Origin of the sequence: Chitinophaga alhagiae, from assembly GCF_003568665.1 — a bacterium.
Lineage (GTDB): Bacteria > Bacteroidota > Bacteroidia > Chitinophagales > Chitinophagaceae > Chitinophaga > Chitinophaga alhagiae.
This window is the reverse complement of record NZ_QXMH01000001.1, coordinates 572603-596758: the sequence shown is the minus strand read 5'-3', so window position 1 is coordinate 596758 and position 24156 is coordinate 572603. Positions and strand designations below refer to the sequence as shown.

Here is a 24156-nt window from a genome sequence, read left to right as displayed (position 1 = left end):
AACTTTTTATGTACAAGGATAAAAACTAAATCCAAATTTATTTGGTAATATTGTATAAGCAAGCCCCCGTAAGGGTTTAACAAAATCAACTACAATGGATCAGAATTTTTCACCGCAAGTAAAGGAGATCATTTCGTTCAGCAGGGAGGAGGCTTTACGCTTGGGAAATGATTTCATCGGTACGGAACACCTGCTATTGGGTATTATTCGTGAGGGTGAAGGAACGGCTGTTAAAATTCTACAGGCTTTGAACGTGGATCTGTATGAACTGCGCAAAGAGGTGGAACTGGCTATAAAGGACAAGACGGGCAAGAACATAGCGAATATCAACAGCCTGCCGCTGACACGCCAGGCAGAGAAAGTGATCCGTGTAACCGTACTGGAGGCAAAGGCGCTTAAAAGTCCTACCGTGGAAACCGAGCACCTGATGCTGTCCATCCTCAAGAATAAAGAAAACGTATGTACTCAAATCCTTCAACAGTTTGACGTGGACTACGATACTTTTAAAAACGAATTGGGCTTCGTAAAATCCGCAGATCCGAAAGCGGAGTTTGACGACCCCGGAGAAGAGGAGTTTGAAGACGAACGCAAGAGCTATGCTTCCAAAGCGAAACAGGCTAACACGAAGTCTAAAACACCTGTACTCGACAATTTTGGCCGTGACATCACGAAACTGGCCGAAAGCGGCAGCCTGGACCCTATTGTGGGCCGTGAGCAGGAGATAGAACGCGTTTCGCAGATACTCTCCCGCCGTAAAAAGAACAATCCCATCCTCATCGGGGAGCCGGGTGTTGGTAAAACCGCCATTGTGGAAGGCCTGGCCCTCCGCATTGTTCAGCGCAAGGTTTCCCGCGTGCTGTTCGACAAACGGGTGGTAAGCCTGGACCTTGCCGCCCTGGTAGCCGGTACCAAGTACCGCGGCCAGTTTGAGGAAAGGATGAAGGCCATCATGAACGAGCTGGAAAAGAACCGCGATGTGATCCTGTTCATAGACGAGATCCACACCATTGTGGGCGCCGGCGGCGCCTCCGGTTCGCTGGACGCTTCCAACATTTTCAAACCCGCCCTGGCCCGCGGCGAGCTGCAATGCATCGGCGCATCCACCCTGGATGAGTACCGCATGTACATTGAGAAAGACGGCGCGCTGGACAGAAGGTTCCAGAAAGTGATGGTAGACCCGCCCACCGTTGACGAGACCATCCAGATACTCAATAACATCAAACCGCGCTACGAAGAATACCACAACGTAAGCTATACGGACGATGCCATTGACGCCTGCGTGAAGCTGAGCAACCGTTACATGACGGACCGCCTGCTGCCTGACAAGGCCATAGACGTACTGGATGAAGTAGGCGCGCGCGTACACCTCAAGAACATCAACGTACCGCAGAACATCCTCGACCTGGAAAAACAGATCGAAGACATCAAGCAGGAAAAGAACAAGGTAGTGAAGAGCCAGCGCTTTGAAGAAGCCGCGGCCCTGCGCGATACGGAAAAGAAACTCGGCGAAGACCTGGAAAAGGCCAAAGCCGTGTGGGAAGAAGAAGTGAAGCACAAACGCTACCCTATTGACGAAGAGGCCATTGCGGAAGTAGTGAGCATGATGACCGGCATCCCCGTAAAACGGATGGTGCAGGCGGAGAACGAAAAGCTGCGCCGCATGGGTGATGACCTGAAGAGCGCCGTAGTAGGGCAGGAAGAGGCCATCAGCAAAGTGACCAAAGCCATACAGCGTAACCGCGTAGGGTTGAAAGACCCGAAAAAGCCCATCGGTACCTTTATTTTCCTCGGGCCTACCGGGGTGGGTAAAACCGAGCTGGCCAAAGCGCTCGCCAAATACATGTTCGACTCTGAAGATGCGCTCATCCGCATAGACATGAGCGAATACATGGAAAAATTCTCCGTAAGCCGCCTCATAGGCGCGCCTCCGGGATATGTAGGCTACGAAGAAGGCGGCCAGCTCACTGAAAAAGTGCGCCGCAAACCTTACTCCGTGATCCTGCTGGACGAGATCGAGAAAGCGCACCCGGATATCTACAACATCCTGCTGCAGGTGCTGGACGATGGCATACTCACCGATGGCCTGGGCCGGAAAGTGGACTTCAAGAACACCCTCATCATCATGACGTCTAACATTGGCGTACGCCAGCTGAAAGACTTCGGTGCCGGGGTAGGCTTCACCACCACCGCCAGGGCCGTTACGGAAGAAGAGAACACCAAGGCCGTGATAGAAAAGGCGCTGAAACGCACTTTCTCCCCGGAGTTCCTCAACCGTATAGATGATGTGATCATCTTCAACTCCCTGACCAAAGAGCACATCTACACCATTATAGATATCACAATGAAAGGTGTGCTGGCCCGCCTCCAGAACCTGGGCTTCAGCCTGGAACTGACAGACGAAGCAAAAGGCTTCCTGGCGGAAAAAGGGTACGATCAGCAGTTTGGCGCCCGCCCGCTGCACAGGGCCATCCAGAAATACCTGGAAGACCCGCTGGCGGAAGAGATCCTCAATATGAACATCCACAATGGTGACATCCTGATCGCAGACCTCGATAAGGAAAACCAGAAGCTGGTGTTCTCCCTGAAGAACCCTTCCAAGAGCAAATCAGAAAAATCAGAAGCATAATTTTTAAGGACTGTTAAATAGAGAAAAAGCTGCCGGACTCGTTCCGGCAGCTTTTTTTTTGACATTCCTGCCTGATTTTCAAGATATATCCATTATAAACAGATTAAATAAATAAAAAACATTATAGAAATAACGTATTAATCAAAATATATATGTAATATTGTAGAAGTGTTGTTACCCTAAGATGGAGAACGAAAAATATAACAGTGTTTAAGACTTTGCTACCGCTCCTATCTTAAAGGGCTACTACATGCAGACTGAGGCATGATCGACAAAAATCATATATCGTAAATTTTAAGGACTTATTTTTTTAACCTATTACCTATGAAAACATCGTTACGCATAGCCGGTGTGCTACTGGCATCGCTATTGTTCCATTCCATCAACAACAGTTTGAAAGCGCAGGTCAAGATCGGGGGCAATCCTGCCATAGTGGACAAAAACGCTATTCTTGAACTGGAAAGCGTGCGCAAGGGCCTTTTACTGCCCAGGCTGACAGACGCCGGTTTCCAGACACTGAACACCAACACGCCCATTGCAGACGGGTTGCTGATCTACCTGACCGCTACCTCCATGGGCTTCACGCCAGGTTTTTATGTAAGGGAGAACAACTCCTGGAAACGGATTGACGCGGACGGGTCCGCTTCCACGCCCTGGCGCACTAACGGTAACGACGGCGCGGCCGGGCAATGGCTGGGTACCAAAAACCTTTTCCCGCTCAACCTGCGGACCAACAACACGCAGCGCATGGGCATTGACGGAGACGGTAACTTCACCTTTGCCGGCGCCAGCTACGTGTTCAACAACGTTACCGCCGCGGCGCCTACGGAAAACGACGTGCTGATCATCAACAGCAGCGGGCAGATCTTCAAAAAAACGCTGAACAACGTGTCTGTTACCTCGCTGCAAGACCTCTCCGGAGACCTTGACCTGGCCATCAGCTCCAGCAATACGCACACGGAGACCGGCATTACCACCGCGGGCCAGGTGATCTCGCTCAACCTGCCGGTAATGGCAGACGCCGCCACCCAGCAGTACGGTTTCATCACCGCCGCTGATTTTGACAAACTGCAGAAACTCACCAGCGCCGGCGGCCTCACTTTTGCCGATGTGGTAACAGATAATACCCTGGGAGACGCAGGCGGTAAATTTGAGTGGGACGCCGCCAACAAAAAATGGACGCTCACGCTGAACGCCGCGGGAGAGACCCATGCGGGCGTGGTAACCACCACTGACCAGACCTTTGCCGGCAACAAGACCTTTCTCGGCAACGTGATACTGGGAGATGCCGCCGGTACCGGCGAAGCTACTGTGAACAGCGTGCTGGCGCTCAACAAGGCAGACTTTGTTGATCCCGCCGGTCCGGAAACAGAATATAACCTGCTGTTGAAGAACGCCACCAACCAGGTGCAGGCGGTAACCGTGCCCAAGTGGAAAATGAACGCGGAAGGCATTGCCGCCATCACCATTGAAGGCGGTACGCCGGTAGATGTTACCGGCAGTACGGCAGACGGCAAGCTCGCCTTTGAACAGGTCAGCACCGGTACAGACTTCACCATTAAAAACAGCGGCTCCAACAAGATCGTGTTCGAAATGCCCAGCGCTTCAGAAACCAACCGCGGTCTGGTAACCGCCGGCGCGCAGGATATTGGCGGCGTTAAAACCTTCAAGTCAGAGATAGTGGCCGGTTCTGCCGCCGGTAACGCGCTCAACATACAGGGCGGCGTAACCGTGAAACAACGTGCGTTCACAGGCGGTACCGTGGGTGTGGGAGACTATGTGCTGCTGGTAAAAGGCAGCGGCTCTTCCGTAGTGAGCGCAGACCTGCCGGCCGCGGCCGCCAACGCGGGCAAGGTGTATATTTTCAACCGGCTGCCGCAGGAAAGCGTTGACCCCGCGGATGAGGCCAACTCTACCGTGCGCATTACAGACAACGGCGGCGCTACGGTAGCTGAAATAGATGAACCTTATACTTCGCTCACCATATTGTCTGATGGTACCAAATGGATCGTGATGAGCAGGAACATGGCTGGTTTGTAAACTTTATCCGATTGAAGGGAACGGCCGGTAACATGGCCGGCCGTTCCCTTATAATCCAAATAAAAGTGTATGCAACAATTATACAAAAAGAGCCTGGTCTTACTTTTTTGTCTGGCTGCCTGCGCTGTATGGCCGGCGGCTGCCCAGATGAAGTTCGGGGGCGATGGCTCCCTGCGTAAAGACGCTATTCTCGAACTGGGCTCTACCCGCAAAGGGTTCTTATTACCACGTGTGAACAATGCAGCGCTGGCCGCTCACCCGCTGGATACCGCCGCTGCCGGTATGATGGTATTTAATACCAACGACCAGGGCCTCTATATCAAAAAACAGAACGGCCTTACACCCTGGACCCGCCTGAACGATGGCGGCAACCTCTCCCTGGCCGGCCTCAGCGATGCACTGCTTGCTGCTCCGGCCGATGGCCAGTTACTCAAATTCGAATCAGGTAAATGGGTTAACTGGGCGCCCAACTACATTACCCCGGCGCAAACGCTGACTTTTTCCGACGGTGATGTAACCGGCAGCGGGGCGCTTTCGGGCAGTATCTTGCTGAGCCTCGCCAACCTTCACAGCGGCGGCACTCACCCCAAAGTGACCTACAACGAAAAAGGCCTGGTAACAGGCGGTTCCGCGCTGGCGGCCGCAGACGTTCCGGCCGGCTCCACGCATTATATCCAGAACCAGACCGGTTCCCAACAAACAAGCGCAGGTTTTAACATAGACGGCGGCGGCGCCATGAAAGCGCTCACCGTGAGGGATATGGATGTAAACGGCGGTATCCTCTTCACCAGCGGCACCGGCGGCGCCGTAGCGCAAGACGCGGGGCAGCTGGTATGGGTGGCGGCCAGCAATGAACTGGGTATCGGCACCGCCAACCCGGATGCCAAACTGGATGTGAACGGGGACTTCAAGCTGGGGACCTCGGGCAGCGTGCTGGCAAGCATTCAGAAAACAAGCGTTACGTTCGGCGATAATACGCAGTTTGACTACAATACGGCGCGGAACTTTACGGTAACCCTGCCTGCCGGCATCGTATTGAAGAATAACGACAATATCATTATCAACCCCCGCAGTAACCTGCCTGTAAAGATCGGCATTGCCTGGTGCCGGGTAACCAACGCGGCCGCGCGGCAAATTACCGTCAGTTTCACGAACACGGGTAACAATACAGCCGTTGGCAGCCGTGAATACGACATCACCATTATTCAAGACTAACATCCATTATCCCGTGCGCACCATCTTCTCCATACTGCTCCTCCTCGCCGCCCTGCCCCTGGCAGCGCAGCAAGACCTTTACATTGCCCCCGGCACCCGCCTGCAGGTAGGCAATACGGAGGCTGTGAACATCTATGGCAGCGTAACGAACGATGGCGCTTTTGGCACGGCAGACAATGCCCTCATCAACTTTTTCGGCAAGGCCTGGAAAAACGGCATGGGCGCCGCTTTGCCAGACAATAGCCAGAACGGCTTCAGCGCAAAGGGCGGCCTGTTCCGCTTTTCCGGGGATAATCCGCTGTACGGCAACCTGGGCGCGCAGCAAGTGTTTGGCGGTTACAGCATTGTTTCACGGATGGGCGCTACTTTTCCCAACCTGGAAGTGAACAATCGCCTGGGCGTGCTGCTGGCAGACCTGAGTGACCTGAAGGTGCGCAACACCCTCCATTTTTCTACCGGCCATCTCTTCCTGAACGGCTGGAACCTGGTGGTAGGCAACGGCCAGCCCGGCGCCATTACCGGGTACAGCGAACGATCTTTTGTGGTAACGGGTACAGACATTGCCGGCGGTTTCCTGTACCGCGAGCAGGTCAATGCGGCGGCGGGTAAAGTGGTGTTCCCCATCGGCACTTCCATTTCCACCTACGCGCCCGCGGTAATAGAGTACGGCGGCGCGGCAGACGATGTGAGGGCGCGCGTGTTTGACAGCGTGTACCAATATGCTATTTCGGGCATCGCCAACAAGCTAGACTTTACCAACAAAACCTGGAACATTGCCAAAACAACGCCAGCCGCCGCTGAAACAAAGCTCACCCTGCAGCATATGGATGCGGACGAAGGGCGGGACTATGCGGCCTTCCGCGCGGCCAGCTACGTAACGCGGTTTGTGAACAATGCGTGGGATTACCTGGAGAACCCCGGCAACCTGCCTGTGGCCGGTAACATTACCACCACCGGCACCCTGCAGCATGCCACCATGCACTACCGCATTATGAAAGACGGTATTTCCACCAACGAATATTTCACCAAGGCCTCCGTGTTGTACGGGCCGTACGCGCCGGCCGTATTCATCCTGTTTAACGCGTACCGCCTCAACGAAAACTTTGCGCAGCTGGAATGGTCAGTCAGCCGCGAGCTGAATAACGACCACTTCGAGATAGAAAGACGGTTCGACAATGAGCCTGATTTCACCAAAGCCGGGGAAATAAACACCATGGCCCCGGGCGGCAATACCAACATCCGCATGGACTACCGGTATGCAGACCCCAACGGGTACGATGGCTGGACGTATTACCGCATCAAGTCCGTATCCAAAAACGGCCGCGTAAGTTATTCAGAGATCAAGGCCGTGCCGCCCTTCCTGCGGGTAGATGTATGGCCCAACCCCAATGTGGGCCAGTTTGAAGTGCGCGTACGCGGGCAGCAAACGGAGCTGCTGATGCAGATCGTGAATACCATGGGCCAGCTGGTGGAACAATACGAGATAGCGGGAGAGCGCACCATCAAGGTGCAGCACCTGGCCAAAGGCACGTACCTGCTGGCGTTTTACGACAAGGCTACCCAGCGCCTGGTGCGCACCTTCAAAGTGATCGTTATAGACCGGCGCTAGCAGAAAAGTCTTTGATTATTCCCGGATTTGCGGCAAATTTGCAGAAGCAATTGTTACCGCTTACACCGCTAAAAAATCCGGGCGTGAAAAAGATCATCATTACAATAGACGGTTATTCTTCCTGCGGGAAGAGCACGCTGGCCAGGCAACTGGCAGAGCAGCTGGACTACCTGTATATTGACAGCGGCGCCATGTACCGGGCTATCACCCTCTATTTCATCCAGCAGCGGGTAGACTGGGCGGACCATGTACAGGTGAAGAACGCACTGGAGAACATTCACCTGCAGTTCGTATACAACCAGATCTCCGGCCGCAACGAAATGTACCTGAACGAGGAGAATGTAGAACAGCTCATCCGTGAAATGCTGGTGGCCGAAAAAGTAAGCGAAGTAGCCGCTATCCGCGAGGTGCGCGAGTTTGCGGTGGCGCAGCAGCAAAAAATGGGATTGCAGAAAGGCATTGTGATGGACGGGCGGGATATTGGCACCGTAGTATTCCCGCATGCTGAACTGAAAATATTTATGACCGCGGATCCCGCCGTACGCGTGGAACGCCGGTTCAAAGAACTATACGAAAAGAACAAGAACATCACCCTGCACGAAGTGAAGGAAAACCTGGAATTGCGTGATTATATAGACGCCAACCGGGAGGTAAGCCCCCTGCGCAAGGCAGATGATGCCATTATATTGGATAACAGCCAGTTATCAATAGAAGAGCAGCTGGAACTGGTGAAACAATGGGTGGAAGACGCCGTATTGGAACATTCTTCTTGAATTTTTTTTGTATATATCAAAAACGTTATTACCTTTGGAATAACGAAGGGAGCGATCCCTGCTTACATTTTATACCTCATCCTCCGAAATTCCTCAATTTTAATGGTCTTGGCCCTGAAATTCCGTATGAAAGCGGAACGTGAAAGATATATGCCGCAGATACTTTTGGACCGGAAGTGACTCATAACCTTGAAAAGAACCTGAATTTTTGTTGCACATCAGAAATGATCTGAGCTACCGGATAACGCTTGGCGGGTCCCGTAACTTTTGTCAGCAGCAAACTGGTTCACGTGATGATCGTCCAAAAAAAGGCTTTTTGCCATATCCCGGACTTATATCCAGCAAAAGACCACGCTATTAACCGTATATAAACGAACTGCAATATATATCAGGTATGCCGGCCAAGGCCGTAGTACCGTAAAATTAATGTGAGATTCGGCCGTACAGCGGCCTTGTTTCATATTTTCAGTAGGTGTATTCGGTTAATAGGAAAGGGGCGAATTCTTTCGCCCCTTCATTTTTTTGTAATTGATTATCTTAGTTGCACTGTTTCACCCTTTTACCATGTTCCATAAAGCGCTGATCTTTATTGCAAGCCTGTATCTGCTCCTGTGGGCGCCTGTTTCGGCGCAGGACTCGGCGCTTGTTTTCCGCAGCCTGGATTCTATCCGCAAAATGCCCGATGACACGGTAAAGGTGAACCTCCTCATGAACCGCGCCAGGGGCCTGTACCGCTTTTTTGACGGCCGCGGGCAGGAAAACGCCTTTTTGCAGGAGGCCATCACCACCTCCCAGAAAATGCGCTACGCCAAAGGCATGGCCGAAGCCTATAACGAGCTGGGCACCTCCAAACGCAACAAATCGCAATACCTCCTGGCCACCGAGTACCACGAAAGGGCGCTCAAAAGCGCGCAGGATGCCAGGGTGACCCGCCTCATCACCATCTCGCTCAATAACATAGGGGTAGATTACCGCCGGCGGGACATGCTGGAAAAAGCGTTCGACTTTCACTTCAGGGCCCTCAAATCTGCCGAAAAAGATAAGGATGACCGCAGCCTGGCCATCGCCACCAATTCCATCGGCAACATCAAACTGTCAGACGCCAAATATGACGAGGCCATAGAAGTGTTCAACCGCAGCCTTCGCATTGAGCAGGAAAGAGATAACGAACTGGGTATTGCCATCAACCTCGGCAACCTGGGCTATGCTTACGAAGGCCTGGGCAAGCTGGACCTCGCCATTGACTATTACAAACGCTCCCTGGCCGTGAACGAGCGCATCAAAAGCGTTACGGGCATGTCTATCTGCTACACCTGCCTGGGTACGGCCTACCAGAAAAAGAAAAACTACCCCCTGGCCATGGACTACCTGCAAAAGGCGCTGGCACTCAATGACAAGGTGGAAGACAAGATACACTCCGCAGACAGCTACATCAGCATCGGCCGCCTGCTCAACGAAGAAGGCAAGTATGAAGAAGCGCGCAAATACCTGCAGGAGGCCATTGACCTGGGGCTGAAATGGGGTTTCAAATCTACCCTCATGGAAGCCTACAAGTCTATGAGCGACAATTACAAACATGCCGGGGACCTCAACCTGGCCATGGATTTCAACAACTACTCCATCCTGTATAAAGACAGCCTGCTGCGCGAAAAGTCCAGCACCGAATTTGCGCAGATGCAGACCCTGCACGATGTACACCAGAAAGACAACCAGATCAAACAGTTACAGCAGGACCAAGACCTCAGCCAGTTGCGCATACGCCGTAACCTGGCGCTGGCCATTGCCCTGGCCGGTTTCCTGTTCATGCTGATAGTGGGCGGCTTTTTTTACATCCGCCACCGCAACCTGCAGGCCAACCGGCAAACGCTGCAGCTGGAGCTGCGCTCGCTGCGTGCGCAGATGAACCCGCATTTCATTTTCAATTCCCTCAGCTCCATTCACCGCTACATATGGAGTAACAACCAGGAGGAGGCCTCTGATTATCTTACCAAGTTTTCCAAGCTGATGCGCATGATACTGGACAACAGCCAGCACACCTTCATACCGCTCAACAGGGAACTGGAATCATTGAAGCTGTACCTGGACCTGGAGGCGCTGCGCTGCAATTACATGTTTGATTACAGCATCACCGTGAGCGAAAATATCAACGAAGAAGAAGTGCTGATACCGCCCATGATCATTCAACCGTACGTGGAAAACGCCATCTGGCACGGGCTGGTACACCGTAAGGAAAAAGGGATGCTGGACATAGCGGTGCTGCTGCGGGGCAAGGTGCTGGAGGTAACGGTAACGGATAATGGGATCGGCCGCAAAATGGCCATGGAAATAAAAGAGAAGAAAGGCCGCATGCACAACTCCATGGGCATGAAAGTAACAGAAGGCCGCATAGCCCTGATACGCAAGATCAATAATACCAAAGACGCGAATGTAGAGATCCACGACTTGCAGGATAACGGGGAGGCAACCGGCACCAAAGTGAAAATAGTGTTGCCGGCCGAGTTTTTATTTTAGGCAGAGAAAAATTTAAAAATCACCACATGAGCGAAATCAAAGCTATCATTGTTGATGACGAGCAGCATTGTATTGACGCCTTACAGGCTATGCTACAGAAAAAATGCCCGGAAGTAACCGTGCTGGCAGGGGTGAACAGTGTGGAAGAAGCCCGGCGCGTAATTGATGAACTGGGGCCTGACCTGGTATTCCTTGACGTGGAAATGCCGCATCAAAACGGGTTTGAGCTGCTGAAGCAATACGACCGGATATTGTTTGACGTAATTTTTACCACCGCTTATGAACAGTATGCCCTCAAAGCTATCAAGTTCAATGCGCTGGATTACCTGCTGAAGCCTTTCAGCGTGCAGGACCTGCAGGAAGCGCTGCGCAAGTTCCAGGAGCGGCGGGCGGGGAAGGGTGCAGACCCGGCCATTGCCCCGCTGGAGGTGTTCCTGCAGAACATGAAAACCATGCAGCAGTCTAACAAGAAAATAGCCCTGCCCACTATCAACGGCCTGGTATTCATGCCTGTGCAGAACATTGTGCGCTGCGAGTCTACCGGCAATTACACCAAGCTGTTCTTTACAGACCGCAAGCAGTTGCTGGTATCCAAGCCCCTGAAGGAATTTGAGGAGCTGCTGACGGACGTGGATTTTTTCCGCGTACACAATTCCCACCTCATCAACCTGCAGCAAATGGAATCCTACATCCAGGGAGAAGGGGGCTTTGCCCTCATGAGCGATGGCACGCAGGTGGAGGTTTCCCGCCGCCGGAAGGCGGATTTCCTGAAAAAGGCCATGCAGTTCTGAGCGCGGACGGAGGGGGGAGCCGGCCATAAAACGCTGGCCCGGCCGCCGTTGTGTCACTCCCTTCAACTGCCGGAAGGCGGTGGGCCATGCCGGAGGTACAACCGGATTTACACCCATTCATACCACTTATCGGCCGAGGGATACCGGATATTAAATCGGGGTTGCGGTGGCTTTTTTGAGGTTGTATTTTTGTTTCACAATCAGAAAATCAATTGTTTGTTAGATACAAAAAAGAATTTTCTCTGCATTACTAGCGTTTGATTAGCCCCAAAGGAAAAAGGCACCTTCTGGTGTCTTTTTTGTTTCCAGGAAGTGAGGATGGTGTTCAGGTACCGGTATAGCCGCCGGGTTTCCGGTACGTTACAAAGCAAGGCCCCTGTGGGCTTTTTTTGTTGTGCCTCAGCTGAAAGCCGCGGCCTTTTCCGATACTTTATCTTCCAGCCCGTAAAAAGAGAGCAATTTGCGGATCACGCCTTCCACCACCGCGTCCGGGCAGGAGGCGCCACTGGTCAGCAGCAGGGTGGCCACTTCCTTGTCCGGCAGAAAACCGGAGGTGTGCAGCTCCTGGTGATGGTGAAAATCCCAGTGCAGTATTTCGTTGCGGGAAAGGAGTTTTTCTTCGGAACTTACAAAGTAGGTGGGCAGCTTCTCTTCACAAAGTTCCACCAGGTGGGAGGTGTTGGAGCTGTTATAACCGCCCACCACAATGGCGAGGTCTGCCTCCACGTCCAGCATGCCGGTAACGGCGGTCTGGTTGTCGTTGGTAGCATAACAAAGCGTGTCCCGGGTATCCGCAAAATGGGCGGCTACTTCATGGTCTGCCAGCTGGTATTTTTCCCTGATGGCCTGTTTGATATAATCTGCAATGGCCTGTGTTTCAGAGGCCAGCATGGTAGTCTGGTTCACTACGCCTACTTTCTGGAGGTGGCGGGTTACGTCAAAACCATCGGAATACTGGCCTTTGAACGCTTCATAGAACTGTTCCGCCGGTTGGCGGCCGTGAATATATTCCGCCAGCCGGTGGGCTTCCTCCATGTCTTTTACCACCACGGTGGGCGTATGAAAGCGGCTGTGGGAGAAGGTGGCGCGGGTTTCCTCGTGTTTGGGCTTGCCGTGTACGATCACGGTGTAACCCCGGGCTGCTATCTGCTCCGCTTTGTTCCATACCCTTTCCACAAAGGGGCAGGTGGTATTGTACTGCAGGGGCGTAATGCCAATGGCCTGCAGGCGGGCGGCTATTTCCAGGGTAGTGCCAAAGGCCGGGATGATCACGATGTCATTGGCATTCAGCTCTTCCCAGGGTATCAGCTGCCGGCCCCCCGTGTCCATCAGGAAGCGTACCCCGCGGGAGAGCAGGTCGCTGTTCACCTGGGGGTTGTGTATCATTTCGCTGAGCAGGAAGATGCGCTTGCCTTCGTTTTCCTCAATGGTCTTGAAGGCTATTTCAATAGCGTTTTCCACCCCGTAGCAAAAGCCGAAGTGGCGGGCCAGCAAGATGCGTACCGGGCCAAAATCGAGCAAAGTAGGGCTGAAATCCTTTTTCATGCGGTCCTGCTGCTTGCGGTATTGTTTGATGGCGGAGATCAGCGGACTGCGGTATATAATGGGAACGTTGAATGTTTTCATGTGATCTGCCTCAATGGGGCAAAGATAATCATAATCGGCCGAATGCCTCCCGCGGCAAAAAGTAGCAAATCTCAACTTTTCTAGTTAACTTCCACTTGCTATTAAAACCTGTACGTTGAAAGCATCCAAAATCGCACTATGTCTGGGCATAGCTATATGCCTGCAGATCAGTTCCGCGTATGCGCAAAGCCCCCGTGATTTCAGGGACTCTCTCATTGCTGAGGCTGTGAAGGGCCTGCTGGTCAAAAAAACGTTCATATTTTTCGTACAGTCCGTGGTGCCGCCGGGCGGGCAGAGCATGCCCATTGCCGGGGAGAACTATACGTTGCGTTTGTTCGGGGATTCCCTGCAAATGAACCTGCCGTATGTGGGGCGCTCCCACCAGGCCATTACAGACTATTCCCAGGTGGGCTTCAACTTCAAGACCGGCGGGCTGGATTATGAGATCAAAGACCGCAAACGGGGCGGCTGGAACGTGGAGATCAAACTTCGCAACTCCACCAATGTGAGCCAGCTGTTGCTGAACGTGCTGAAAAATGGCAGTGCCACGCTGCACCTGACGCCCAGGAACAAACAACCTATTTCATACCAGGGAAATATAGCAGAGAAGGAGTGAGGCAGAAACGGATGACGCCCGGCTGACAATTTTTGCGGAGGGCGGGCAGGTATTTATCCGGAGGCGGTCTTTTATACGGCGTTCAGCATACGCTTTATTTGGGGCAGGCCTTATCTTACCTGTTGCAATACCAGCATTTTACGTTTACTGATATAGACAAATGCAGTAGCCCCGGGTCTCCGGGGCTTTTTTAGTTTTTGGGGGAAATTGGGTGCTTTTAGCTGCCTTGATGCCGTGGGCTTCCCGCTTTGACGGGATGTTGCGGGTACCGGGGCTTTCCCGCCGCGCCCCCTGCGGCCGGGTGTTTCATTCCAGCCATTGAACCGCTATTCCGGTTCCCTACTTCTCGTCGCTATACTTTTTCAGCCATTGTTTTTCGTCTGACGTAAGGCTGTTGTAGCCTTTTTCGTTGATCTTGTCCAGCAGCTGGTCCAGCTTGCTGGCGTGAGAGGGCTCGGCGTTGCGTACCACGCGGAGGGGCGATTTTTTAGGTTTGAACTTGCGGGGGCGGGGCTGCCGGGAAAAGAGGCCGGATATTTTTTCGAACAGCGAAATGAGCGGGGCGCAGAGGTCTGTACCGTTGTTCTGGAGGACGCGCACGTAGGCGTAGCCGAAGGCCGCGCCACCAAGGTGTGCCAGGATGCCGCCTACGTTACCCCCGGGAATGGCAATGATGTCAATGATGATGACGCCCACGGCCACCCATTTGAGGCGGATGTGGCCGAGGAACAGCAGGCCTATTTCCACGTTGGGCATCAGGGTGGCGCTGGCCACCAGGAAGCACATGACCGCGGCGGAAGCGCCTATCATGGGGCCGCCGAGGGTGCTGTTGCCCGGCAGGGCATAATAAAAGAGGATGTACACCAGGGCGCCGATGATGCCGGAGAGCAGGTACAACGGCAATACCCGTTTGTTGCCCAGGGTGCTGCGGAACATGTTGCCGAACCAGTACAGGTTGAGCATATTAAAGAAAATATGGAAAATGCCCGTGTGAACGAACATGTAGGTAAGGAGGCCCCAGGGCTTATACAGTAATTCGTTGTTATATATATTTAACTGGAGGTTATGTAAGATGAAGGCATGGATAACGGCCGCAACATCGAGCCGGAGAAAGGCGAGAAGATACAGGATACCCAGTACCACGAAAACTGCAATATTCACAAACATGAGGTGATTCACCGTATTCTCCTGTTTGAGCCAGTATCTGATGTCCGATTGAAAAGAAGTGCCGTTCATACCGGAAAATTAAAGAAAATTGTTGAGCCAAACGCGCAGGGGCCTGCCTGCAGGGCGAAAGCGGCACCTGCGGCGTAGTGATTAATAATATATATAAACAGTTGACTTACAGGTTTTGTTTGGCTCAAATAAAATTGCGGGAAAGGGAATATCTCCGTATCTTTGCCTCCCTTAAAATACTTTACTTTAAAAGGAGGAAACAAATTTTGACAGAAAACAACATTACTAACGAACAAAACGCTGAACAACAGGCCCCGGCAGCAGCCGCTCCGGCAGAAACAGCGACAACAAATGCTCCTGTTGCCACCGCTCATGACGATTTTGACTGGAGCGTGGACAAACGCAATGTATCTTCTTACAGCAAAGAAGAGAAAGAAAAGTATGACCAGACTTATGACAGCACTTTTAAAGTGATCGAAGAGAACGGTCTGCTTACCGGCACCATCGTAGGCATTACCAAAACCGACGTGGTGATCAACATTGGGTTCAAATCCGACGGCCTTATCTCCCTCAACGAGTTCCGCGATCTGCCGGGCCTGAAAACAGGTGATGAGGTTGAAGTATTGGTAGTAGAAAAAGAAGACCGCGACGGTAACCTGCACCTGAGCCGCAAACAGGCTCGCATGCAACGTGCATGGGAACGCATCGTGGAAGTTTACAAAACCGGCGAAGTGGTTACTGGTACCGTTACCAGCAAAACCAAAGGCGGCCTGATCGTGGACGTTTACGGCATGGAAACCTTCCTGCCCGGTTCCCAGATCGACGTTAAACCGGTTACCGACTACGATCAGTTTGTAGGCAAAACCATGGAGTTCAAGGTAGTGAAAGTGAACGAAGCTATCCGCAACGCCGTAGTATCTCACAAAGCCCTGATCGAAAGCGATATCGAACAACAACGTGTAGACATCATCTCCAAACTGGAGAAAGGCCAGGTATTGGAAGGTACTATCAAGAACATCACCGACTTCGGTGCGTTCATTGACCTGGGTGGCCTTGACGGTCTGCTCTATATCACAGACATCAGCTGGGGCCGTATTTCTCACCCGAGCGAAGTACTGCAGATGGACCAGAAGATCAACGTGGTGGTACTGGACTTCGACGACGAGAAAAAACGTATCAGCCTGGGTTACAAACAACTGACCCCGCATCCGTGGGATACTTTGCCCGCTACCATCACCGAAGGTGCAAAAGTAAAAGGTAAAGTGGTGAACATCGAAGATTACGGCGCATTCCTGGAAATCCTCCCCGGTGTGGAAGGCCTGGTGCACGTATCCGAGATCTCATGGGCTTCTACCCCCATCAACGCCAAAGAGTTCTTCAAACTGGGCGAAGAGTACGAAGCAGTGGTAGTTACCCTGAGCAAAGACGAGCGCAAAATGAGCCTGTCTATCAAACAACTCACCGAAGATCCCTGGTCTACCATCGAAACCAAATTCCCGCTTGACAGCCGTCACAAAGGCATCGTGAAAAACATCACTCCCTACGGCGTATTCGTTGAGCTGGAAACAGGTATTGGCGGTATGATCCACATCTCCGACCTGAGCTGGATCAAACGCTTCAACCACCCGAGCGAGTACACGAAAGTGGGCAACGAAATTGAAGTAGTGATCCTGGGCATTGATAAAGACAACCGCAAACTGAGCCTCGGTCACAAACAGATCGAAGAAGATCCCTGGAATACTTTCGAAACTATATTCCCCATCGGTTCTCTCCATGAAGGAACTGTAGTGAAGAAAGATGACAAAGGCGCTACCGTGCAACTGCAATACGGCCTGGAAGCATACGCTCCCGCCCGTCACCTGCGCACCGAAGATGAAAAACCGATTGCCGTTGAAGATGTGAAAGAATTCATGATCATTGAATTTGACCGCAACGAAAAACGCATCCTGGTTTCTCATAGCAAGGTTTGGGAACAAGCTAAAGCCGACGAGAAAGACGCTGTGATCAAAGAAAAACGTGCTGAAGCTGAAAAGACCCGCAAAACGGTGAAAAACATTCAGTCCAAAGTAGAAAAAGCCACCCTGGGTGACCTGGGCGCGCTGGCCGAACTGAGAGAAAAACTGAAACAATCTGAAGGTGGTGAAGAAAAGAAAGGTGAATAACTGACCTGATTGTTTTAAAGATAAAAATCCCCCGGCGTATGCCGGGGGATTTTTTTTGTTTGAAAGAATATTTGTAGCTTCGCTATGCCTGTTGCAATTGAAAGTCGTTCTTAGAACGTGGCAGTATACAAAGGCTGCTTAGGTTGTGGATGGGCTTTTTTTATGCCCTGTTGTGAGCAGTTCTTCCTGCCCCAATCTCCGGATGCCGCCCGGTATGCCGTTGTGATAAAGATGTATGATCATGCTGAATTTGTCCATTACATAATGATAGAACCTTTTCTCTCCCTTCTCATACACCCGTTGCAGGCTCCAGCAAAGGTAGTCCGCGATGTTTAGCAGCGGCTCGTCAAGTTGGTCTTGTACATTAAATACCACATCAGGTGTAATGCACACCTCCGGCGAGTCTGCCTGAAAAAGCAAAACAGCCTTTTGTAATCCCGCTGCAAGGTTCTCATGCCGGGTGCTGGCCGCCCGCCTGGCAATGTTCAGCACAAGCCTGTGCGCTGCAGGAACGTGCCGGTGAAGCAGATGTGACAGCAGTGTCGCATAGAACTCATTAGATCCATTACCGCCATGGGCCGGGCAGTGCGCATCTGGTACCTTGGCTGCAACTACGGCTTCAAATGAGCAATCCAGCGTTTTAATAAAGTCGTAGAATAATTTGCGGATTTCAGGAATATCGTCTGTTGCATGAAAGAAGTAGCCATATTGCGCTTTTTTCTTTTCTATGCTCGCAATGCCTTCAAAATAAGGAGAAGCCAGCACTTCTTGCTGCAAGGCCAGTATTCGTGTTCTGATAGTGTGCAGGTCCTCGCGGAAGCTCACCATGCCCAGAATAAAATGTGAAGAAACGCCCTGTTCCCCAATAATGATCCTTCGTCCCTTCCCGTAAAATACAGGATCACCCGCTTCGTCCAAAAAATAATGCCGTTTTTGCATACTCCTGTTTTATAAATCTGAAATATGCATACGGAACAGATGCTACAACATGAGGTTATCAACAACGATCTCAATATAAGACTTTCACCCATTCCACCAACCGCATTCATCATTCGTTATGCCCCATAAATAATATTTATTAGGTTAGTTTTAACACTTCCCATACCTTCGCTCCCTATAAAGTCTATATAATTAATAGGGTAATAATCATGAGACATTTGTACAAGCTTACCCTGCTTTTGCTGCTGACCAACCTGACTATTTATGCGCAAAACAGGAAAATTACCGGCAGGGTCACTGCCGGCAGTGGACAACCGTTACCAGGCGTATCCGTGTTCATTAAAGGTACCGGCACCGGTACCGCTACCACGCCAGACGGCAACTATGCCCTCAATGTGCCGGATACCGCCACTCAGCTCACCTTTGCTTTTATTGGCATGGAAACACAGACAATTGTCATCAACGGGCAAACGTCTATCAACGTGGTATTGCAGTCTGCGGATAAACAGCTGCAGGAAGTAGTAGTTACCGCACTGGGTATTTCCCGCGCCAAAAAAGCGCTTGGCTATGCTGTGCAGGAAGTAAAAAGCACCGAGCTGCAAACCCGCCCCACCAACGCGCTGAGCGCCCTCTCCGGCAAAGTGGCCGGTTTGCAGGTAGTGTCTTCCGGCGGTAACATGGGCGGCTCCAGCAGGGTGCTGCTGCGCGGTATCAACTCCATTTCGGGCAACAACCAGCCGCTCTTTGTGATTGACGGTATTACAATAGACAATGCTGACCTGAACACCAAAAGTACCGTTAACGGCTCCGCGGGGAAGGATGTAGGGAATATGATACAAGACCTCAACCCGGATGATATTGAAAGCGTGAACGTACTGAAAGGGCCGGCCGCGGCTGCCCTGTATGGCACTCGCGCGGCCAACGGCGTTATTGTGATCACCACTAAAAAAGGCCGTGCCGGCAAAGGGCTTGACGTAACAGTGAACTCCGGCGTTGAACTGGAACGTGTAGTGCGCCTCCCCGAACGCCAGCAACTGTACGGCGGCGGCAAAAGCAATACCTTCCAGGAAGCCACCATCAACGGCCAAACCTACAAGATAGTAGACTATGGCATGGACGAAAGCTGGGGCCCGAAGCTGGACGGTACGCCCGTGCTGCACTGGTACAACCTTGACCCGGAGTATGCGGACACCTACCTGAAACCCGAGCCGTGGGCATATCCTGAACATGATGTGAGATCATTTTTCCGCACCGGCATTGCAGCCACCAACAACGTATCTGTAAGCGGCGGTGGCGAGAACCAGACCTTCCGGCTGTCTTACACCAACCGCAGCGTGCGCGGCACCGTGCCCAATTCAAGCCTGAGCCGCAACACCGTGAACTTCTCCGGCTCATCCCGCTTCTCCCGTTTGCTGGCAACGGCTAACTTCAACTATGTAAAGAACCAGAGCACCGGCCGCCCCTGGACGGGCGCTTCCAACCGTAACATTATGCTGGAAGCCTTCCAGTGGGGCCAAACGCAGGTAGACTATGAAAAGCTGCGAGAATACAAGCGGCCAGACGGTACGCCCCGCTCCTGGAACCGCAACAGCTGGGAAAATACCGCTGCCGGCCGCGCCACCAAATACATAGACAATCCTTACTGGTCTGCTTATGAAAGTTATCTCGAAGAGAACCGTGACAGGTTCTACGGCAACGTAGGCCTTGCCTACGATGTGAACAACTGGCTGCAGCTCAGTTCCAAGGTGAACGCAGACCTGTACAACTACCAGCAGCAAGACAGGATTGCCGTGTACTCCCGCAGCCAGAGCAACTACTCCGAGTATGCCAACAATTTCAGTGAGTTCAACTACGAGTTCCTGGCCAATGCAAACAAACGCTGGAACACTATTTCGTTAACGGCCTACGCCGGCGGTAATATCATGAACCAGAAGCGCCGTGTGAACAGCGCCGTTACGCAGGGCGGGCTCATCATCCCCGATTACTACAACCTGAAGAACGCCAGCAGCGTGCTCAATGAATCCAACTTTTACCACAAAAGCATTTACTCCCTCTTCGGGAGCGTGTCTCTCGGGTATAAGAACTTCTGGTTCATAGATGGTACGTTGCGGAACGACTGGAGCAGCACCCTGCCGCTTGACCGTAATTCATTTGCCTACCCGTCTGTGTCTTCCAGCCTCATCCTGTCCGAGCTGGCGCCTTTCAAAGAGAACAACTGGCTGGACCTGTTGAAGCTCCGCCTCAGCTGGGCGCAGGTGGGTAACGATACAGACCCTTACCAGCTGCAGCAAGCCTATGATGCCACCCAGGCTTTCAACGGCAACCCCGGGTACAAGCTGCCCAGCGTGCTGGCCAACAAAGACCTGAAACCCGAAATTACCAGCTCCACCGAGGCCGGCGTGAGCGTGCGCGCGTTCTCCAACCGCCTGGGGCTGGACGTAACGGTGTATAATAACAACAGCCGTAACCAGATCATCAATATTCCCGTATCTACCGCGTTGGGTTATGAATCCAAATACATCAACGCCGGCAAGATCAACAACCGCGGTATAGAAGTAACGCTCACCGGCGTACCGGTACAAACGGCGCATTTCACCTGGGATGCGGCCCTCAACTGGTCTGCCAACCGCAACAAGGTGGTGCAGTTGAGTGAAGGGGTGACCACCTTCCCGCTTACAGACCCTTCCGGTTCACTGGCCACGCTCGTAGCCCGCGAGGGAGAACCTTACGGCCAGTTGCTGGGCTATGATTTTGTGTACGCTCCTGACGGCAGCAAGGTGATAGACGATAAGGGGCAATACCTGCGCACACAGCAACTGGTGCCCATTGGCAGCGTGTTGCCTGACTGGCAGTTCGGCATACAGCAACAGTTTACCTACAAAAGATTTGATGCGGGTTTCCTGGTAGACGGGCGTGTGGGTGGCAAGTTCTTTTCCCAGACATATAAGGTGGGCACGCAAACAGGCGCGCTGAAACATACTGCAGATAATGGTATCCGAGAGAACGGCCTTATACTGGATGGTGTGAACGGTACCGTGGCTTTCAACGCAGATGGTTCCTACACCGTGTCTAACACCAAGCCTAATACTACCCGCGTATCTGCGTACGACTGGGCCTATGGTTACAGCACCGGCCCTACCACGCAAAGCATCCTGGACGCCACCTTTGTGAAGCTGCGCGAAATAACCGCCGGCTACACCATTCCCTTCGGCAAAACATCTGCCGTACGCCAGGTACGCGTAGCCGCCTACGGCAGAAACCTCTGGAACATTTATACGGCCAGCAAATACATTGACCCGGAACTGACCAACAGCGGCGGCAACATACAGGGCGTGGAAGGCGGCAACCTGCCTGTGCCCGCTACTTTTGGCCTGAACGTACAGGTTAAATTCTGATAAAAAGAACCGACATGAAAAAACAACTCATTATAGTATATACGTTAGCGTTAGCGGCCGTGCTGGGCCTGGCTGCGTGCAGCGACAAGAAATTTGAAGAGATCAATACCGATCCCAACCGCCCGGTAGATGTGCCCACCACCACCATTCTGTCTGTAGCCCAGAAGCTGGTGATAGACAACGCGCGCGGGTCTGCCGGCAACTTCCGGAGCGCCATGCTCTTTGCGCAATATTTTTCGCAGAACCAGTACGTGAACGAGTCGCGGTACGACCTGCCGCGCAGCGCGTCAGACACTTATTGGGACAACGCGTACAAGGCCCTCAACAACCTGGAGCAGATCATCCGGCTCAATACAGACCCGGCCACCAAATTGAAAGTGACCGCCAATGTTGGGCCTAATGAGAACCAGATCGCCATTGCCCGCATTCTGAAAGTATACACTTTCCTCTCGCTGACAGATGCGTTCGGGAACATTCCTTACAGTTCATATGGCAACAACGATGCGGATTTTCAGGCCCTGAAAGTAAACCCGGAGATAGTGTCTCCAAAATACGCGCCGCAGGAAAAGATCTATCCGGACCTGCTGAACGAGCTGAAGGAAGCCGCCGCCCAGATAGATGTGAGCGCCAACACTTTTGGCAACTACGACGGTATTTACAAAGGCAAACCCGACCTGTGGAAAAAGTTTGCCAACTCCCTGCGCCTGCGCATTGCCACCCGCGTGCGCGCCAAACTGCCGCAGGTAGCGGAAACACATATACAGGAAGCCATTGCCGGCGGCCTCATTTCCAGCAACGCGGAAAACGCCGTGCTGAAGTATGAGGCCAAAGCGCCCAATGAAGCGCCGTTGTACCGTAGCACGGTTACCGAAAACCGGCGGGACTTTTCCGTGTCTCACATCCTGATCAATGTGCTGAAAGGCACGGCCGGCCCCTTTACCGCTCCTGATCCCCGCCTGCCCGTTTACGCCCGCACCAACAACAAGGGCGAATACCTGGGCCAGCCATACGGCCTCGACGCCCGGGTGGCGTCTATCCTGAAGGCGGAAGACATCAGCCTGCCCGGTGCGCTGGTCAACGCGGCAGATTATGGCGAAGTGCTGATAGAATATGCGGAAGTATGTTTCCTGCTGTCTGAGTACAGGAACTGGGACGCCGCAGAATATATCAAAGGCGTGCGTGCATCCCTGCAGAAATGGGGCGTGGCCGCCAATGCGGAAAATGCTTACGTTAATGCCCTGCCGGCCGCTTCGCAGGAAACGGTGCTGTCCCAGAAATACCTGGCGCTCTATATGCAAGGCAACGAGGCCTGGGCGGAAATACGCCGTACCGGCTTCCCCAAATTCCTGGTAAAACCCGGGGATGTAGTGTGGCCCAATGCACCCTTCCCGGAAACGGAGTACACCAAGTTCAATCCCGTTGTGGGCAGCGGCATTCCCTCCAGGATCTACTACCCGCAGAAAGAACAGACTGTGAACCTGGCCAGTTATGAAGCCGCGGTGGCCGCACAGGGTAACGATGTACTGGATACAAAACTCTGGTGGAATAAATAAAACCAGCCTGTATATATGAAACGGCGCAAATGAGAATTTGCGCCGTTTTTATTATATATTGAGTGAACAAAACCCTGCTACCTATGGAATTAGTAAAACGTTACGCCAGCGCATATATTACCCTTTTTTTCGTGCAACTGGTAATGGTTAATCCGGCTTCCTCACAAGATTTTAGCTATCTTAATATTTTCAGTAGCCCTGCCGATGCCTTGTTAAAAATGGGAGAGAACAATATGAATTTCTACCTCAAGCAATACTCATCGAACAATAAGTTTTTACAGGAAAGCATATATGATGGTGGTGTGTACCATGTGGTTGCGGAGAAGCATAAGTCCTATATAAATTTCAGGAACAGCGCCGGGATCGGGAATGTTACTCCCGTTGCCACACTTGATGTAAATGGCAGCATCAGGGCCAATACGGCCTTCATGATGCTGGGCCCCGGAAGTTATGTGGGAACGAGATTTATTGACGGCCTGACCAGCGGCCGGCGTGGCCTTCATATTGACAATGATGCAAGTACAAGTTGGGAATTCCTTTCATTAAGGAATGCAAACGGAGAGCATCTCCGCATAAAGGGGAACGGCTACACCGGCCTGGGCGTTGATCCCAGCTACCGGCTGCATGTTATGCAAAAGGATGGCTCGTTTGCAGAAGGCATTGGCCTTACCAACGGAAGCGTGACCTGGAACATTGTTTCAGATGGTTATGGCGCCCGCCTGCTGATCTCCCAAAATGGGGACCCATCCAAAGGGCTGTCTATTCTGAACGGTAATACAGGTATTGGCATGGATGCCCCGGCCGCCTACCGGCTGGCGGTTAACGGCACAGTAGCTGCAAAAAAAGTAAAGGTGACGCAAACACCCTGGGCAGACTTCGTATTTGATCCGGGTTATGATCTGATGCCACTGCCGGAACTGGAAGAATATATACAACAAAACAAGCACCTGCCGGGTATACCTACCGCGAAAGAGGTAGGGAAAGACGGTGTAGACCTCGCAGAGATCAATGCAAAACTTCTTCAGAAAATAGAAGAGTTAACCCTTCACCTGATTGAACAGAACAAGGAAATAAAGCAAATAAGAAAAGAATTGGCTGCGGCGAAGGCTGTTACGGAATAAGTC

15 protein-coding genes are annotated in these 24156 nt (G+C 52.3%); 12 read left to right on the top strand and 3 right to left on the bottom strand.

Translation table 11 applies throughout. From position 1 onward, the window contains the following. Positions 1–94: 94 nt before the first annotated feature. From D3A97_RS02365 to D3A97_RS02335, 7 genes are all read left to right on the top strand, one after another. On the top strand, positions 95–2626 hold the full coding sequence (locus D3A97_RS02365; protein ID WP_119076279.1) for an ATP-dependent Clp protease ATP-binding subunit: 2532 nt from the start codon (positions 95–97) through the stop codon (positions 2624–2626). A 324-nt stretch (positions 2627–2950) separates the two neighbouring features. After that, the gene (locus tag D3A97_RS02360; protein WP_157986314.1) at positions 2951–4666 is read left to right on the top strand and encodes a phage tail-like protein; all 1716 of its coding nucleotides are present in this window, start codon (positions 2951–2953) and stop codon (positions 4664–4666) included. A 69-nt stretch (positions 4667–4735) separates the two neighbouring features. Continuing rightward, positions 4736–5881 carry a phage tail-like protein gene (locus D3A97_RS02355; RefSeq protein WP_157986313.1) on the top strand — a complete coding sequence of 382 codons (1146 nt, stop codon included), beginning with the start codon at positions 4736–4738 and terminating at the stop codon, positions 5879–5881. Continuing rightward, positions 5850–7490 (top strand): T9SS type A sorting domain-containing protein, encoded by a 1641-nt coding sequence (locus D3A97_RS02350; protein ID WP_157986312.1) that lies wholly within the window; start codon positions 5850–5852, stop codon positions 7488–7490. Before D3A97_RS02355 ends, D3A97_RS02350 begins: the two co-directional genes overlap by 32 nt. A gap of 83 nt (positions 7491–7573) precedes the next feature. Then, positions 7574–8263, top strand: coding sequence for a (d)CMP kinase (gene cmk / locus D3A97_RS02345; protein ID WP_119076271.1), 690 nt, complete (start codon positions 7574–7576; stop codon positions 8261–8263). Between the two features lie 564 nt (positions 8264–8827). Beyond that, entirely contained in the window at positions 8828–10774 is a 1947-nt protein-coding gene (locus tag D3A97_RS02340) for a tetratricopeptide repeat-containing sensor histidine kinase (RefSeq protein WP_157986311.1), read from the top strand. 26 nt (positions 10775–10800) lie between these two features. Beyond that, entirely contained in the window at positions 10801–11565 is a 765-nt protein-coding gene (locus D3A97_RS02335) for a LytR/AlgR family response regulator transcription factor (protein ID WP_119076267.1), read from the top strand. A gap of 399 nt (positions 11566–11964) precedes the next feature. On the opposite strand, the gene D3A97_RS02330 is transcribed toward D3A97_RS02335, so the two are convergent. Next, positions 11965–13191, bottom strand: coding sequence for a 4-hydroxy-3-methylbut-2-enyl diphosphate reductase (locus tag D3A97_RS02330; RefSeq protein WP_119076265.1), 1227 nt, complete (start codon positions 13189–13191; stop codon positions 11965–11967). 115 nt (positions 13192–13306) lie between these two features. Here D3A97_RS02330 and D3A97_RS02325 point away from each other — a divergent pair, with 115 nt between their 5' ends. Continuing rightward, entirely contained in the window at positions 13307–13807 is a 501-nt protein-coding gene (locus D3A97_RS02325; protein ID WP_157986310.1) for a DUF4251 domain-containing protein, read from the top strand. A 339-nt stretch (positions 13808–14146) separates the two neighbouring features. Here D3A97_RS02325 and D3A97_RS02320 read toward each other — a convergent pair whose 3' ends face one another. Continuing rightward, on the bottom strand, positions 14147–15043 hold the full coding sequence (locus tag D3A97_RS02320) for a rhomboid family intramembrane serine protease (RefSeq protein ID WP_119076262.1): 897 nt from the start codon (positions 15041–15043) through the stop codon (positions 14147–14149). A 206-nt stretch (positions 15044–15249) separates the two neighbouring features. Between D3A97_RS02320 and rpsA the strand changes: the two genes are divergently transcribed. Next, positions 15250–17145 (top strand): 30S ribosomal protein S1, encoded by a 1896-nt coding sequence (gene rpsA / locus D3A97_RS02310; RefSeq protein ID WP_119076258.1) that lies wholly within the window; start codon positions 15250–15252, stop codon positions 17143–17145. Between the two features lie 138 nt (positions 17146–17283). On the opposite strand, the gene D3A97_RS02305 is transcribed toward rpsA, so the two are convergent. Then, positions 17284–18084, bottom strand: a complete 801-nt coding sequence (locus D3A97_RS02305; RefSeq protein WP_119076256.1) for a DUF3800 domain-containing protein — start codon at positions 18082–18084, stop codon at positions 17284–17286. A gap of 209 nt (positions 18085–18293) precedes the next feature. On the opposite strand from D3A97_RS02305, the gene D3A97_RS02300 reads away from it, so the two are divergent. From D3A97_RS02300 to D3A97_RS02290, 3 genes are all read left to right on the top strand, one after another. Beyond that, a complete protein-coding gene (locus tag D3A97_RS02300; RefSeq protein ID WP_119076254.1) occupies positions 18294–21479 on the top strand; it encodes a SusC/RagA family TonB-linked outer membrane protein in 3186 nt (1061 codons plus the stop codon). Between the two features lie 14 nt (positions 21480–21493). Beyond that, the gene (locus D3A97_RS02295) at positions 21494–23032 is read left to right on the top strand and encodes a SusD/RagB family nutrient-binding outer membrane lipoprotein (RefSeq protein ID WP_119076252.1); all 1539 of its coding nucleotides are present in this window, start codon (positions 21494–21496) and stop codon (positions 23030–23032) included. Positions 23033–23115: 83 nt separating this feature from the next. Next, positions 23116–24153, top strand: coding sequence for a hypothetical protein (locus tag D3A97_RS02290; protein ID WP_157986309.1), 1038 nt, complete (start codon positions 23116–23118; stop codon positions 24151–24153). Positions 24154–24156: the final 3 nt, after the last annotated feature.